Source organism: uncultured Flavonifractor sp. (assembly GCF_944383115.1).
Lineage (GTDB): Bacteria > Bacillota > Clostridia > Oscillospirales > Oscillospiraceae > Flavonifractor.
In genome coordinates, this window is sequence record NZ_CALWOJ010000006.1 from 25,947 (window position 1) to 40,084 (window position 14,138).

Annotated in this window: 15 protein-coding genes; 9 read left to right on the plus strand and 6 right to left on the minus strand. The window is 58.0% G+C overall.

What is annotated here, in order from left to right:
- Positions 1-85: 85 nt before the first annotated feature.
- From Q0K43_RS01520 to Q0K43_RS01545, 6 genes are all read right to left on the minus strand, one after another.
- Entirely contained in the window at positions 86-1,540 is a 1,455-nt protein-coding gene (locus tag Q0K43_RS01520; protein ID WP_297288799.1) for an acetaldehyde dehydrogenase (acetylating), read from the minus strand.
- Positions 1,541-1,544: 4 nt separating this feature from the next.
- Positions 1,545-2,198 carry an ethanolamine utilization microcompartment protein EutL gene (eutL, locus tag Q0K43_RS01525; protein ID WP_297288800.1) on the minus strand — a complete coding sequence of 218 codons (654 nt, stop codon included), beginning with the start codon at positions 2,196-2,198 and terminating at the stop codon, positions 1,545-1,547.
- Positions 2,199-2,372: 174 nt separating this feature from the next.
- Positions 2,373-3,245 carry an ethanolamine ammonia-lyase subunit EutC gene (gene eutC, locus Q0K43_RS01530; protein ID WP_297288801.1) on the minus strand — a complete coding sequence of 291 codons (873 nt, stop codon included), beginning with the start codon at positions 3,243-3,245 and terminating at the stop codon, positions 2,373-2,375.
- Positions 3,246-3,258: 13 nt separating this feature from the next.
- The gene (locus Q0K43_RS01535; RefSeq protein ID WP_297288802.1) at positions 3,259-4,623 is read right to left on the minus strand and encodes an ethanolamine ammonia-lyase subunit EutB; all 1,365 of its coding nucleotides are present in this window, start codon (positions 4,621-4,623) and stop codon (positions 3,259-3,261) included.
- Between the two features lie 18 nt (positions 4,624-4,641).
- Positions 4,642-6,057, minus strand: coding sequence for an ethanolamine ammonia-lyase reactivating factor EutA (gene eutA, locus Q0K43_RS01540; protein ID WP_297288803.1), 1,416 nt, complete (start codon positions 6,055-6,057; stop codon positions 4,642-4,644).
- Entirely contained in the window at positions 6,057-7,142 is a 1,086-nt protein-coding gene (locus tag Q0K43_RS01545) for a 1-propanol dehydrogenase PduQ (RefSeq protein WP_297288804.1), read from the minus strand. Before Q0K43_RS01545 ends, eutA begins: the two co-directional genes overlap by 1 nt.
- Before the next feature lie 422 nt (positions 7,143-7,564).
- Between Q0K43_RS01545 and Q0K43_RS01550 the strand changes: the two genes are divergently transcribed.
- The 9 genes from Q0K43_RS01550 (at position 7,565) to Q0K43_RS01590 (ending at position 13,818) form a co-directional block, all read left to right on the plus strand.
- Positions 7,565-7,828 carry an alpha/beta-type small acid-soluble spore protein gene (locus Q0K43_RS01550; protein ID WP_204705956.1) on the plus strand — a complete coding sequence of 88 codons (264 nt, stop codon included), beginning with the start codon at positions 7,565-7,567 and terminating at the stop codon, positions 7,826-7,828.
- A 634-nt stretch (positions 7,829-8,462) separates the two neighbouring features.
- Positions 8,463-9,230: an SH3 domain-containing protein gene (locus Q0K43_RS01555; RefSeq protein WP_297288805.1), complete on the plus strand. Its 768-nt coding sequence runs from the start codon at positions 8,463-8,465 to the stop codon at positions 9,228-9,230.
- Positions 9,231-9,581: 351 nt separating this feature from the next.
- A complete protein-coding gene (locus Q0K43_RS01560) occupies positions 9,582-9,950 on the plus strand; it encodes a helix-turn-helix domain-containing protein (RefSeq protein WP_297288806.1) in 369 nt (122 codons plus the stop codon).
- A 186-nt stretch (positions 9,951-10,136) separates the two neighbouring features.
- A complete protein-coding gene (locus tag Q0K43_RS01565; RefSeq protein ID WP_297288807.1) occupies positions 10,137-10,409 on the plus strand; it encodes a hypothetical protein in 273 nt (90 codons plus the stop codon).
- Complete coding sequence (locus Q0K43_RS01570; RefSeq protein WP_297288808.1) at positions 10,409-10,741, plus strand: hypothetical protein; 333 nt, start codon at positions 10,409-10,411, stop codon at positions 10,739-10,741. Before Q0K43_RS01565 ends, Q0K43_RS01570 begins: the two co-directional genes overlap by 1 nt.
- Positions 10,728-11,246 carry a hypothetical protein gene (locus tag Q0K43_RS01575; protein WP_297288809.1) on the plus strand — a complete coding sequence of 173 codons (519 nt, stop codon included), beginning with the start codon at positions 10,728-10,730 and terminating at the stop codon, positions 11,244-11,246. The genes Q0K43_RS01570 and Q0K43_RS01575 overlap by 14 nt, the downstream gene beginning before the upstream one ends.
- Before the next feature lie 590 nt (positions 11,247-11,836).
- Complete coding sequence (locus Q0K43_RS01580) at positions 11,837-12,865, plus strand: hypothetical protein (RefSeq protein ID WP_297288810.1); 1,029 nt, start codon at positions 11,837-11,839, stop codon at positions 12,863-12,865.
- A 115-nt stretch (positions 12,866-12,980) separates the two neighbouring features.
- A complete protein-coding gene (locus tag Q0K43_RS01585) occupies positions 12,981-13,337 on the plus strand; it encodes a hypothetical protein (RefSeq protein ID WP_297288811.1) in 357 nt (118 codons plus the stop codon).
- The gene (locus Q0K43_RS01590) at positions 13,330-13,818 is read left to right on the plus strand and encodes a hypothetical protein (protein WP_297288812.1); all 489 of its coding nucleotides are present in this window, start codon (positions 13,330-13,332) and stop codon (positions 13,816-13,818) included. The genes Q0K43_RS01585 and Q0K43_RS01590 overlap by 8 nt, the downstream gene beginning before the upstream one ends.
- Positions 13,819-14,138: the final 320 nt, after the last annotated feature.

The following is a 14,138-nucleotide window of genomic DNA, read 5'->3' on the forward strand; positions in this document are numbered from 1 at the left end:
CAGGGCATTGGTCAGGTTCTGGGCCTCCTGCAAGATGGCCTCATGGGGGTCCAGCAGCACGCCGTCGGCGTTGACTTCGCTCATCTTACCTCAGCCTCCCCATGATCTGCTCCACCAGGCGGTTGAGCAGGGTCTCGTCCACGGTGCAGGAGGAAAGGGCCGGGCTGCTCCCCCGCAGCTCCTCCAGTTCCTTCACACCCCAGGCCACCCGCTTGATGTTGATGAGATCCAGGGGCCCGATGTTGTTGGAGCTGGACGACCCGCCCACCGCGCCGCAGCCCAGGGTGAGGGCGGGGAACAGGCAGGTGGTGGCCCCGATGCCGCCCAGGGCGGAGGGGGTATTCACCAGCACACGGCTGGCGGGAACGGCGGCAGCAAACCGCTTGGCTACCTGCTCGTCCTCGGTGTGGATGGAGAAGGTGTGACCCGCGCCCTCCCACTCCAGGATCTCGATGCAGCGGTTCAGCACCGCCTCCTCGTCCTCCTCCACAAAGCAGCCCAGGATGAGGCCCAGCTTCTCGCTGGAGTAGGGGTGGCCCTTGCCCACCCCGGTCTCTTTGGCCACCAGCACCCGGGCGGAGGGGGGCACCCGGTTCAGGCCCGCCAGCTGGGCCACTGTGGACACGCTCTTGCCCACGATGGCCGGGTTCATGGTGCCGTTGGGTCGGAGAATGAAGCGGGAGAGCTGCTTTGTCTCCTCCTCGTCCAGCAGGTAGGCCCCCTGGGCACGGAGGGCGGCCTTGACCGCCGGTTCCATTCGCCGGGTCATGATGACGCTCTGCTCGCTGGCGCAGATGGTGCCGTTGTCAAAGGTCTTGGAGTCCAGGATGCGCTTTACCGCCTGCTCCACGTTGGCGGTGTGGTGGATATAGGCCGGGCCGTTGCCGGCACCCACGCCGATGGCGGGGGTGCCGGAGGAGTAGGCCGCCTTCACCATGGCCGCGCCGCCGGTGGCCAGGATGAGCCGGGTGGTGTCGTGGCGCATGAGGGCGTTGGTGGCCTCGATGGTGGGGGTGGTGATGCAGGAGATGGCTCCCGTCGGTGCCCCCGCCTCCTCCGCCGCCCGGCGGATCACATTCACCGTCTCCTGAATGCAGTTGGCCGCGCCGGGATGGGGGGAGAACACGATGGGGTTGCCCGCCTTCATGCAGATCATGGCTTTGTAGATCACCGTGGAGGTGGGGTTGGTGGAGGGTACCAGCCCGGCCACCACACCCACCGGCACGCCGATGTCCACCGTCCGATGCTCCCTGTCCTCGGCCAGGATGCCGTGGGTCTTTTGGTCCCGGATGGCCTGGTACAAGGTCTCCGCCGCAAAGCGGTTCTTGATCTCCTTGTCCTCCTTCCGGCCGAAGCCGGTCTCCTCCACCGCCATGTCGGCCAGCCGCCGGGCGTGCTGGGCACCGGCCCGGGAGATGGCTGCCGTGATGGCGTCCAGCTGTTCCTGGGTCATGACGGCCAGGGCTCTCTGGGCCTTTTGTGCCTGGGCCAGCAGGTCCCGGACCTCCTGGATGGAGCGCAGATCTTTATCAAATTCCATAGGGTCACACCTCCTTAGGATGGGCGGCTACCGCCTTCACCGCCTCGGCAAAGGCCGCCGCCGCCGCGTCGCAGGCACTCTGGGTACCGGTGAGAAGGCCGCCGCCGAAGTTGGTCTCGCTGGGGGGCTCAAAGAGGGTCACCAGCTCCACGTCGGAGGCCTTCATGGCCTCGTCCAGACCCACCATGGCCTCCAGGGGCGGAGCGATCAGGTAGGCCAGGGCCTCCCCCTCCCGTACCCCCGCCACCTTGGACAGGTAGGTGCCGGTGCGGGAGACGGTGTGGGCAAAGTAGATGATGGAGTCATCCTGATTGGCGGAGCGAAACCCCGCCCCGCTGTTCATAAAGTCCACGCAGGCCCGCAGGCCGGACTGAACCTCCGCCGGGTTGGGCCCGGCCAGGATGCCGATGACCTCGCCGGCCAGGGCGGTGGAGGCGTTGGCCGCACCGGCATAGAGGGACTTGCCGTACACCACCTCCACCGCCGCCGCCTTGGTGGCCTCGTCCAGGGCGCAGTAGGTCATGTCGTCGCTGTCGGCGGTGATGAGGCCGATAGAGCGGTACTGTTTGGGCAGGCCCAGCTTTTTGGCCAAAGTCTCGCTGACGTTGGCAATGGTGCGGGTGGCCAGCACCTTGGCCGGGATCAGATCGCCTGTCATGTCCTCACCCCCTCAAACTTTCCCCACGGGGCAGGCCCCGCGGGGACTCCAAGTGTATTTTCATCTGCTCGGGCGAAGTGAATTCGCCCGGCATCAAGGTTTTGCCTGGCGGCAAAACGCTTGTACGCGCTGACGCGCGCCCCGCCGTGCGGGGCCCCGTTGCCGCTGGTATCCTCAACGCAGGTCAATTCCACTCGCCTTCCTTTCCAGCATGGTCTTAATCAGCTCTGCAATATGGGCCCCCGCCTCTACGGCGGTGGTGCCCCCCTTGTGGATGTTGGAGATCACCGTCCGCTTGGACTCGGGGATGCCGATGTGGGGCTTGTAGGTCAGGTAGGCGGACATGGACTCGGCGGTCACCAGGCCGGGCCGCTCCCCCACCAGCATACAGACCACCTCCGCGCCCGTCAGATCACCAATGTGGTCGGAGGCTCCCACCCGGCAATACTTCACGTAGAGTACCGGGCCGCCCTCCAGGCCGTAGGCCTTCAGGCCCGCCCGCACCGCCTGGAGGCAGTCCACGGCGTTGGCCTCGATGGCGGCGGAGCTGAGTCCATCCCCCACCACCAGGGCAATTTTCGGGTTCTGCCCAAAGGTCTTTTTGATGACGGCCTGATTCTCCTCGTCAAACCGGCGGCCACGGTCGGGCCGGGTCAAATACTCGTCCTTGGTCTGGCACAGGGTCTGGACGGGCACAAAGCCGTTCTGTACCGCAAATTCGTCGGGTACATGGGAGAACACCGAGTCCTGAGCGGCGGCGTGGTCGGCCCGCATCCGCAGCATGGAGATGGTCCTGTATCGGGCCCCCGCCCGTCCCAGCCCCAGCCGGGCCGGGGTTTTTAACTTCAAATCCTGAAAGGCCTGGCCGCTGCGGGGGTTGTCCACCAGGTACTGCCGCCGCAGGTCGATCTGGGTGATATCCTCCAGGCAGCCCCCGCTCACGTCCTCCTGCCGGGAGGCGGGCCGGGTCGCGGTCACAGCGGCAGGCTTCCCCGCCAGCTCCAGCACCATCCGCTCCACCATGGAGCGCAGTTCTTTTTCATCCAAATTCAAAACCTCCTTACCCCAGCAGCACCGACGCGTCACCCGCCAGGGGGGTCAGCTTGCCGTTTTCCACAAAGCCCATGTCCTCCAGCCACCGCTGGAAGGGGGGAATAGCAGTCAGGCCAAACATCTCCCTCAGGGCGGCGGTCTCGTGGAAGCCGGTGGTCTGGTAGTTGAGCATCACGTCGTCCCCGTGGGGGATGCCCATAAAGTAGTTGCACCCGGCGGCGGTGAGCAGCACCGCCAGATCCTCGATGTCGTTCTGGTCGGCCTTCATGTGGTTGGTGTAGCAGGCGTCGCACCCCATAGGGATACCGGTCAGCTTGCCCATGAAGTGATCTTCCAATCCAGCCCGTATTACTTGCTTGGAATTATACAGATATTCCGGCCCAATGAAGCCCACCACCGTGTTTACCAGGTAGGGCTGGAACCGCTTGGCAAAGCCGTAGCACCGGGCCTCCATTACCACCTGGTCGGCACCGAAGTGGGCCTCGGAGGACAGCTCGGAGCCCTGGCCGGTCTCGAAGTACATTACGTTGGGCCCCACGGCGGTACCCTCCTTCAGGGCCAGCTGCCGGGCCTCCTCAATGAGTTTGCCGTCCAGGCCGAAGGCCTCGTTGCCCTTCTGGGACCCGGCGATGGACTGGAAGATCAGGTCGCAGGGAGCCCCCTTGCGCACCGCCTCCATCTGGGTGGTGACGTGGGCCAGCACGCAGATCTGGGTGGGAATGTTCCAGCGGTTGCGCACCTCGTGGAACCGATCCAGCACCCGGCGCACACTTTCCACCGAATCGTCCACCGGGTTGAGGCCCAGCACCGCGTCCCCCGCCCCGTAGGTCAGGCCCTCCAGCAGAGAGGCCAGGATGCCGTCGGGGTCGTCGGTGGGGTGGTTGGGCTGGAGCCGGCAGGACAGAGTGCCCGGCAGGCCGATGGTGGTGTTGCAGTGGGCGGTGACCTTGATCTTCTTGGCGGCGTAAATGAGATCCATGTTGCTCATCAGCTTGGCCACGGCGGCGATCATCTCCGCCGTCAGGCCACGGCTCACCCACCGGATGGCGTCGCCGTCGTGGTTTTCCACCAATAACCACTCCCGCAGCTCGGCCACCGTCCAGTTCTTGATCTGGTCGTAGATCTTCTCGTTCACGTCGTCCTGAATGATGCGGGTGACCTCGTCCTCCTCATAGGGGACGGCGGGGTGGTTGCGCAGGTCGGCCAGGGTCAGGTTGGCCACCACCACCTTGGCCGCCACCCGCTCCTCGGCGTTCTCAGCGGCAATACCCGCCAGTCGGTCTCCCGACTTCTCTTCATTGGCTTTGGCCAGGGCGTCCTTCACTGACTTGAATTCATAGACATGCCCCAGCAGCTTGGTCTTGAGTATCATGTGATCGCTCCTTTGCGGCTACGATTTGTGAAATACAAGGGTCTTGATAACGATGGGTAATACGGCGCCCCCGGCCACCGGGGCGCCGATGTCGATATAGTCCCCGTTGTCCATCTCCACGCCGTCCAGACAGAGCAGGGGGCCGGGCAGCAGGGCGGCCATGGCCTGACCCAGCACCTTGGCCTGGTCGGCCTCCACCGCCACGATAGGGACAAAGCCCGCCTCCACCAGAGGGGCCAGGCCCTCCGCCACTCCCCGGGCCAGCTCCTGGATGCGGCTGTAAGAGGGATTGCTCTCCCCCCTAAGGGCCAGGGCCAACTGCACCAGTCCCCCCTGGTCCTGGTACCAGCTCAGTTTGTCTTTGATCCTTCGGGCCAGTTCCTCCGGCCCTCCCCCCTCCTCCCGGCTGGCCAGTTTGAGGATGGGGATGTTTTTCAGGGGGAAGGTGATGTCCCGGTAGAAGATGGTGGAGCCGGACAAATCGGTGGCGTGGCTCCCCGCCCCCACCACTGTGGCCCTTATAGTCTCCGCCCCCCGGAAACGGCCCGCCTTCTGAAAGGCGGGCGAGGCGGCGATGGCCCGCCCCAGCAGCACGCCCATGTCTCCGAAAGCCAGCCAGTCCGGCGGCGGGTCGTAGATGCAGTCGGCCACCCCGCCGGAGAAGGACACCACCGGTACCTCCTCCACCGTCCAGCGGGTGCCCTGGGTGAGAAAGGCGTCCAGCCTGTCCCGGCCGGGCCGCAGGCCCGCCGCCTGCTCCAACGCCTCCGCCATGATTTGAAGGGTGGGCTGCAAGCCCTCCGGCGTGATCCGCTGACCCACCGCCGGGGCGGGACATCCCGCCCGTGCAAAGACCGGCGATACATAGGTGACTCGTCCGTCTTTATCCATCTTAATAAGCCGCCCGCCCACGTCCAGGCAGCCGGTACGCACCAGCTCCCCATTTTGGTACAGAGCCAGGTTGGCGGTGCCACCGCCGATATCAAAGTGTAATACGGTTGTATGTTGTTCCTTTGCGTATTCATCCGCACCCGCTCCACGAGCCGCCAGGATGGACTCCAGGTCGGGCCCGGCGGTGGCCACCACGAAGTCCCCGGCGAACTCCGACAGGGCGGCAAGCACCTCCTGGGCGTTCTCCTTCCGGGCGGTCTCCCCGGTGATGATGACCGCCCCGGTGTCCACCTGGGACTTGTCAAAGCCCGACTTGCGGTACTCCTCTTCCACAATGGCCCGCACCCCGGCGGCGTCGATGACGGTGTCGGACAGGAGCGGGGTGAAGTGGATAGCCGAGCGGTAAAGCACCTCCCGCCCGGCGATGGACACCCGGGGCACCGTAAAGGGGGTGGCCCGGTTCTCCAGGGTCAGCCGGGACAGAATCAGTTGGGTGGTGGAGGTGCCGATATCAATACCTACAGAGAGTAACTGTTCTCCCATTACGCCAACTCCCGCAGAATGGCCTTGATATCCTGGGGGGTGACGCTCCGGGGATTGGAGGGGGCGCACAGGTCGGCCAGGGCGGCGGCGGCGATCTCGTCCCCCTGGTCCCGCACTGTCTTTGCGTCCACTCCGCACTCCGACAGGCGGCCCGGCTGTTCCAACCGTCCCCGCAGCCGCTCCATGGCAAAGGCCAGACCTCTGGCCGTGGGCGTCAGGCCGCAGGCCTTGGCCAGGGCGGCGTACCGCTCCGCCGTTTGGCGGTCAGCGGCGTTGAAGCGGATCACATGGGGCAGCAGCATGGCGTTGAGCCGCCCGTGGGGGATGTGGAACCGCCCGCCCAGGGCGTGGGCCAGGCTGTGGCTCAGCCCCAGTCCGGCGGCGTTGAAGGCTATGCCCGCCAGGTTGGAGGCAAGCAGCATACGCCCTTTGGCCTCCTGCTCCCCGTGAAAGGCGGCGGGCAGGCTGCTCCAGGCCAGGGCAAAGGCCTTCTCCGCCAGGGCGTCGGTATACACGTTAGCTCCCTTGGCCACATAGGCCTCGGCGGCGTGGGTCAATACATCCATGCCGGTGTCGGCTGTCACCTTGGCGGGCACCCCAGCAAGAAAGACCGGGTCCAGCACCGCCCGATGGGGCAGCAGGGCGTCGTCCACCAGGGGGTACTTCACTCCCTTCCGGCTGTCGGTAAGGACGGCGAAGGAGGTGACCTCCGAGCCGGTGCCGGCGGTGGTGGGTACCGCCCAAAAGGTGATCTCCGCCGGCGCGCCCAGCTTTTTGCCGTACTCCACCATAGCCTTGGCGCAGTCCAGGGCGGAGCCGCCCCCGAAGGCCACCACCGCCTGGGGCTTACAGTCGGCCAGGGCTTTGGCGCCCTTTGCCACCACCTCCAGAGGCGGGTCGGGCACCACGCCGGTAAAGGTCTCCACGGTGCAGCCGGGCAGCCGGGCTTTCACTTTGTCCAGCAGGCCGGACTTGGCCAGAAAATCGTCGGTGACCACCATCACCCGCTGCCCGGCCAGCTCCTCCAGGGCGGCCAGGGCGTCCGGGCCGAAGGAAATCGCGGTTTTCAGCTTGAATACTTCCATGAGCGTTCCCCTGTTTCTTCCTTGATGGCCTTAGTATGGCGGCAGTGGATGAGAATATACCAAAAAACCATACAAAGCCAGCGAAAGAAAAGCTTCATCATTCCTTTAGAATCTGTTCACAGCCTGTTCACCACCCGCCGTGCAAAAACGGCTATGATTACAGTGTCAGATACAAATGACAAACCATTCTCCTCTCTCTCTTACCTCTCTGTTCAAAACAACAGGAGAAGGGCCCGCCGTTTGGCGGGCCCTTCTCCTGTTGTTTTAATGTTCCTTTAAAAAAGAAACCTTGTCATTGATGATGGACAAAATTGCCCTCCATTGATTGGAAGGAGAAAATCCGCATAGAAATTTCGGCTGAGGCAAAGCTATGCTCGGATCAACCGATCCAGACAAAACGTTTGCAAAGGAGATGCAACATCATGTCTAACAGCAACAGCAATCAGCCCGTGGTTTCCAGCGCTCGTGAGGCCCTGAACAAGTTCAAGATGGAAGCTGCCGCCGAAGTGGGCGTCAACCTGAAGCAGGGCTACAACGGCGACCTGACCAGCCGTGAGGCCGGTTCCGTGGGCGGCCAGATGGTCAACATCATGAAACCCGTACGAACCGCGAACTATGAGCGGGCAGACCGCACCGCGCCGGGCCATGTTCAGCGCATTTGCTACACAGCCACTGTCACAGCCTGACATACAACCAGAGGCCGAGGATGTTATAACCCCGGCCTCTTTTTTATTAAAACCCCATCCCCCTCAGGGGATCACAGCGACGGAATATCCCACGGGGACCAGCCCTCTATTTTTGCCCAAACCTACGGCGGGGATATTCCATGGAGCGGGACCAACCTTTGACCCCGCCTTATGCCCAGCCAGACACAGCACCCAGGCCCTCACCCGTGGCGGGCTACCCGGCCACCGTCACCGCACACACTCCTTTTCTGAACAACAAAAAACGGCCCTTTCGGACCGTTTCAAATGACCTTGCAATCTTTCAGGTTATGGAGTAAAATAGTGCCATCGAGATAAATAGAGGCAGGACGTGAGAGGCGGCAACCTCCCACGCCCCTATGCAGGAGACAGACCCTCCCACACAATAGCATTTCGCTACGCCTTTTCTCATTATAGCTGTTTTGTGTTTTTTTGACAAGGTGGTTATAATGGGCTTTGTGTCGTACCTCATGCGGTGTAGGGAAACCTGCACCGCTTTTGTTTATCTCGGCGGGAACGCCCAACGGGGGACCGGGAGAAATCCCACCCCCAACGGGCCGGACCGTTGAGAGCCAATAAAAGAGCCGTCACTGTGACGGCATAGGAGGAAACCGTAATGAAAAAGGCGATCATATATGGTATGTCCCTGGCACTGATTTTATCCATGACAGCCTGTGGTGGTTCCAATGAAAACGCCGCTGATAAGAGCCAGGAAACCAGCACCCCCGAAGTCTCCCAGTCCGTGGAGAGCAGTACCCCCGCCCCAGAGCAGACCACCCAGACCGCACCCGAAACCACCCCCACCCCGGAGAGCGTTTCCACTCCTGCCCAGGAGAATACCACTGCACCCCAGGAAACTGACTCCCTGTTTACAGAAACCGACGAGACCATGTATGCAACCACCACAGTCAATGTACGTTCCAGTTATAGCACCAACAGCGATAAGTTAGGTAGCTTAACCAAGGCTCAATCTGTTACTCGTACAGGCATAGGAACTGGTGATGCGGCGGGATGGAGTCGGATAGAGTTTAATGGTAAGGTAGCGTATGTATCTAGTGACTATCTCAGTGCTACCAAGCCACAAGTAAATACCTCAACTGGTTCAAGTGGTAGTTCTGGTGGTCAGACCAGCAAGCCCAGCAGCAAGCCCAGCACAGGTGGAAACAGTGGTAGCTCCTCAGGTGGCTCTTCTGGTGGTAGTACAGCTCCAGTACCTCCTGGAGGTTCTGGTAGCTCTGGAGGAAGCTCCAGTGGAGGTTTAGGAGACTTAGCCAACCAGATACAGCAAGGCAGAGACGACATGGGTTATTCAGGTGGAGGTAACGGCGGAGCTTTATCTGATGAAGATTATGACTGGATATCTGGTAATGTACAGTTAGACTAACCATTATTTAAAGAAGGTAAAGCTCACTGCATTTTAGGTACATATAATTAATAATATGAACTGAGAGATTGGAAAGAGGTAATTTCCAATCTCTCACCAATTCAGCCTCCTGCGCCCTTGGCGCAACCGGCATAAACCCCATCGCTTGCCGCCGCGACCATTTTTGAAATATGCGTGTTTTATAGACACTCTTTTGAGGTCCCCAAATCGGGGGCCTCTTTTTTTAACCCTTATGCATTACAAACTGTATTTATTTAATGAAGATTGATACAACTTCATAATCAAAAATGAATACGTGTTTTTAGACGTGTTGGTATTAACAGGCATCTTAAATGAAAGGAAAGAGATGTCATGAAAAAGCTACATCATACCGCTACGTCTAACCCTGCTGCGAATACCCCTAAATCTGAGCCCCCTGATACTTCTACCATTGGAGGACGCATTAAAGCACTCCGAAAGAAAAAAGGTATGTCTCAAGAGGTTCTCGCTGGCCTACTAGCAACCGATAAATCGGTTATTTCTCGCTGGGAAAATGGCGAAAGAGTGCCTACTTGGGAGATGGCAGGACAGATTGCTAATGTCTTTGGGGTTAGTCCTGACTACATCAGCTTTGGTAGTGACCATAGAGATAATAATGATTATATCTATGTAGGCGGTCTGTCTTTTAGAGAAACCGCAGTCGTACGGATGATAGTAGATATTCTCCGTAAAGATTGCTAAAGCAGCACACTTAGTTGTCTGCCGAGCAAAGCGATTAGCCGATAATGTGAGACAATATTAGCAAGGAAGGGATAGGCCCTCCGGGGCCTCCCCCCTCTCCCTCCCGGCGAAGTGCCGCCACGACCTCTGTGTTGAGCAGAGCGAGCGCACCAAGGGAAAACAATCTCAGATTGGAGGAATTTTACAATGAGCAGGATTGTGGGCATTGTGGATGTGTCTTTCTCGACCAAGGATGGCAACACCATAACGGGAAAAACTTTCCACGTAACAAATCCGGTAGAGGCAGGTCAAGGAAGAGGAGAGGTCACGGACCATTTCTTTCTCTCCGCTGCTAAGTTAGCGGCTCTTGCCTTTGCCCCGGCGCTAAATCAGGAGGTTCAAGTTCTGTACAACCGTTTCGGTAAGGTCGCCAGCCTTGTTCTGGTTGATCCGTTGGACTCAACCATGGAGGTGGACTGATGACCATTCAGAAAGCCATTGAGGTCTTTTTGATGGCCTGGAGGTTAACCTGGGACCCAGCCTTGGAGGTCATGACCTGGCCCCGCTACCCTTATAGGGAGTTGGGGCCGAGTCAGGCCCCTGACGGCTCCGTGGTTCTTCGGGTCTACAAGCGGGGGTTTGGTTACAAGCGCAAAGGAATCAGGCCCCGTGAGCCTCCTGCCGCTGATGTGCGGAGTATTCGGGAAGTTTTGAATCTGGCTCTGCCTGCTGGATTTCGCATCCGTGAAGTCCAGGACCAGGGCAAGAGCGTAATAATTATCTTGGAGGAAAGATTTTATGCCAAAGATTGAAGAAATGGCGGGCGGCTTGCAGCGTGGTCTAGCCCGTGGCATCGGTACTGCCGCTGCTTCTTATCGCTGTTACTTGGCTAGAGCCAATGCTTTAGCGGTAGCTCAAGCCCGTACAGCGGAGGAGAATCAATTTTCTGGGAATTGGCTGGCAACCTTCGCTTGCCTGTTCCAGAGTGCTGTCCACAACACTGTGGAATTGACGCATCTGGTTGAACCAGACTCGTTTGAGGATTTTTACTCTGAACATCCGGTTCGGCGTGCCAAAAAGGGCTTTCTTGCAGTGTGTCTTGTTGGTTGGCGTCGTCCTGGCTTTGAGATTTCTGCTAGGGATGTACAGCGCATTTTGAATATCGAGATGCGCCGTCTGTGTAAGCAATGCGGCATTCCCAAGATTCAAGTAACTGTACAATATCTTGCGTGCAACCAGGTTCAATTTGCACTTGCATTTGCGAGGGATATGGTTGCAGCAAAGAGGGAAATCAATGATGAACCTCTTAAAATTTAATCGTGACTATATCTCGTTAGAGGATCTGGCTGTTATTGGCAAGGTTCTGGCCGCCCTGGGGGAGTTAGGGATTACCCTGCTCCTCCGGGACCCGGTCCCCGTCAGGTGGGATTATGGCCCCCACCGGTTGTACCAATGGGAGGTTATCACCCGTAATGACGAGCCAATAGGTACCCAAGCTATTCAGGATCTGTTGGGCGCTGTCAATTCTGTGGGCAAATTCAGGCCCCAAGTTTACAGCGTAGAAGACTATCCCACCGAATATGGTAATTTTACTCAATACTATATTACGGTGTTTATATAATAGGCGGCACATCTATTTCCCAAAGTCCTACATGATCGTGTTGGCCCAAAGCCAACACCAAGGGGGTGAGCGAGCGGCGCAGGCGCAAGCCGAAGCTGCCGCCCACCCTCTTGTCAGTTGTAAGGCTCACATCCATGTGCCGCCCGGATGCCCTAAAGCCTAGTATTACCTTTAGGGCACTTCTGTACCGTGTACCATCATTGTTTCCTTGTCACTTTTGGCATTACAAGATATGGCCTTCTGCCTTGCACTGGACCCACATCGAACAGATAGGAGGTGAACACAAATGACTGACACACGCCACAGGCGATACCTTTTGACAATCAACAATCCCGGCAACGATTGGTCACACGAAAAAATTCGCACAGTGCTGAAAAACTTGAATTTGCGTTATTGGTGTATGGCTGACGAAATCGGCTTGCAAGAACAGACACCTCACACGCATATCTACTTTGTAGCGGCGGCTTCAGCGGTTCGGTTTTCCACTGTTAAAAAAATGTTTCCTACCGCTCATATTGACCCGGCTAATGGGAGTAGCGTAGAGTGCAGGGATTATGTTCAGAAGTCGGGTAAGTGGGCTGATGATCCCAAGGCTGACACCAGCACCCCCGGCACCTTTGAGGAGTGGGGAGAGCTGCCAGACGAACCCGGACAAGGCTACCGCTCCGATATTGCTCAACTTTACGCTATGATTTCAGACGGCATGAGCAACGCCGAAATCATGGCCCAAAATCCAGACCTTGCAATCCACATCTCCCGCATGGATAAAATACGGCAGGATATTTTAGAAGCCAAATACCGGGACGAATTTCGGCAACTGGATGTGACCTATATTTTCGGCCCCACTGCAACTGGAAAAACCAGAGGGGTTATGGAAAAGCATGGTTATTCCAATGTCTACCGTGTCACGGACTACACCCACCCATTTGACCGCTATGCTCAGGAGCCGGTTTTATTGTTCGATGAATTTCGCTCCTCTCTTATGGTCGGTGATATGTTGGACTACCTGGACGGCTACCCTCTGGCCCTCCCAGCAAGATACGCCAACCGACAAGCCTGTTATACAACGGTCTATATTATCAGCAATATTGACCTCTCCCAGCAATACAAAAACGTGCAGGAGACAGAGCCAGCCACCTGGAAAGCGTTTCTCCGAAGAATTCATCATGTCGTTGAACAGAACCGGGACAAGCCCCCTACGGACCACGGCACCGCCCTGGACTACATATTTCCCCCGCCTAAACCAACCCCCGATTGGGTCCGGGAGATCGAGAACGACGAAACACCCCCGGAGCAGTTTGGCCTCCCATTTTAGGGTTGCTGAAATGGCAACAAATCTTGCCACTATTGGCATTGCAGGATTCCTGTCCCCGTGATACCATTAGGCCATCAAGAGGGACAACCCCTCAAAAATTTAAGGAGGAACTATTATGGATAACTTCAAGATCGCCATTGCCACTGGAGAGCCTGTCACTGAGCAGGCCCCTACCGTGGACACCCCCAGCACCACCGAGGTGTCTGTTATCTACACGATATTGATTCCCAACGAAAACAGGTCGTATACGTTTGAGGTTTTTATTGACCCCAAAGTATATGATTTCGGATGGAGAGATGCCGAAATTGAGCGGATTGTCACAGGAACGCATCATGTGACAGTTTGCGCCCCAGAATACTGGGACGGGACAATAGATGAAAAAGTCAATGTAACGTGTGACGCCGAGGGACGAATTGTTCTTCATAAGGAAAGGCTCACACCAGATGATAAGGAGGACACTAACAATGGATAACATCAATACAACTATCTCCACCGGGGAGCCTGTCACTGAACAGGCCCCCGCCGTGGACACCCCCAGCACCAGCACCATCGCCAGTGATAACACCCCCGTTTATCTGCCTGCCGACTATCTCTCTGCTGGCTACTATGCCATTACCGACAAGGGTGCTAAGTACCTTCGCCCCGAGTTTGTTGGCAAGTACGCTGAGACGATGGCCTCTCTGCTGGCTGATATGAAACCCACTGATTTTAACGGTCTACTTCGGGAGATGAAACGTAGCAAGAAAAAGACGCTCCCCTTTGAAGCCCGTTTGACTGCTGCCGCTGAAATGCTCCCCAAGGCTCTGGCTCTGGTACACCGTAAAAAAGCCCCGGCCCTGTTGGTCACTTATATCAAGGACAATCTGGACCATCTTCACGATGACGATGATTGGACGGCCTACTATCGCAATTTGGAGGCTATCGCCGGTTATATGATCGGGGGAGATACCTAATGTCCCCCGATGACATAGGAGGCATACAGGGCTGCACATATACTGCCTTTCCGCCTGACAGAGAGGGCAGATCGTATGGAGAATATATTTTCTTTGTTGGGGAAAGGTATCTGTAAGGGGGGAGCCACCTTTGCAGATTGACAGCAAATCATCCATGGAGAGCCTTGTCCGTCAAACTTGGCTCCACTACTATAATGACTACCTTCGGGAGCGTGGAATTATTACCGAGGAGAAATGGCGGAAAATGCGGCAAAAAATTGGATAGTGATAATTAAAAGGCGCTCAGAATGATACCTCTGAACGCCTTTTGTTCTTGCTTT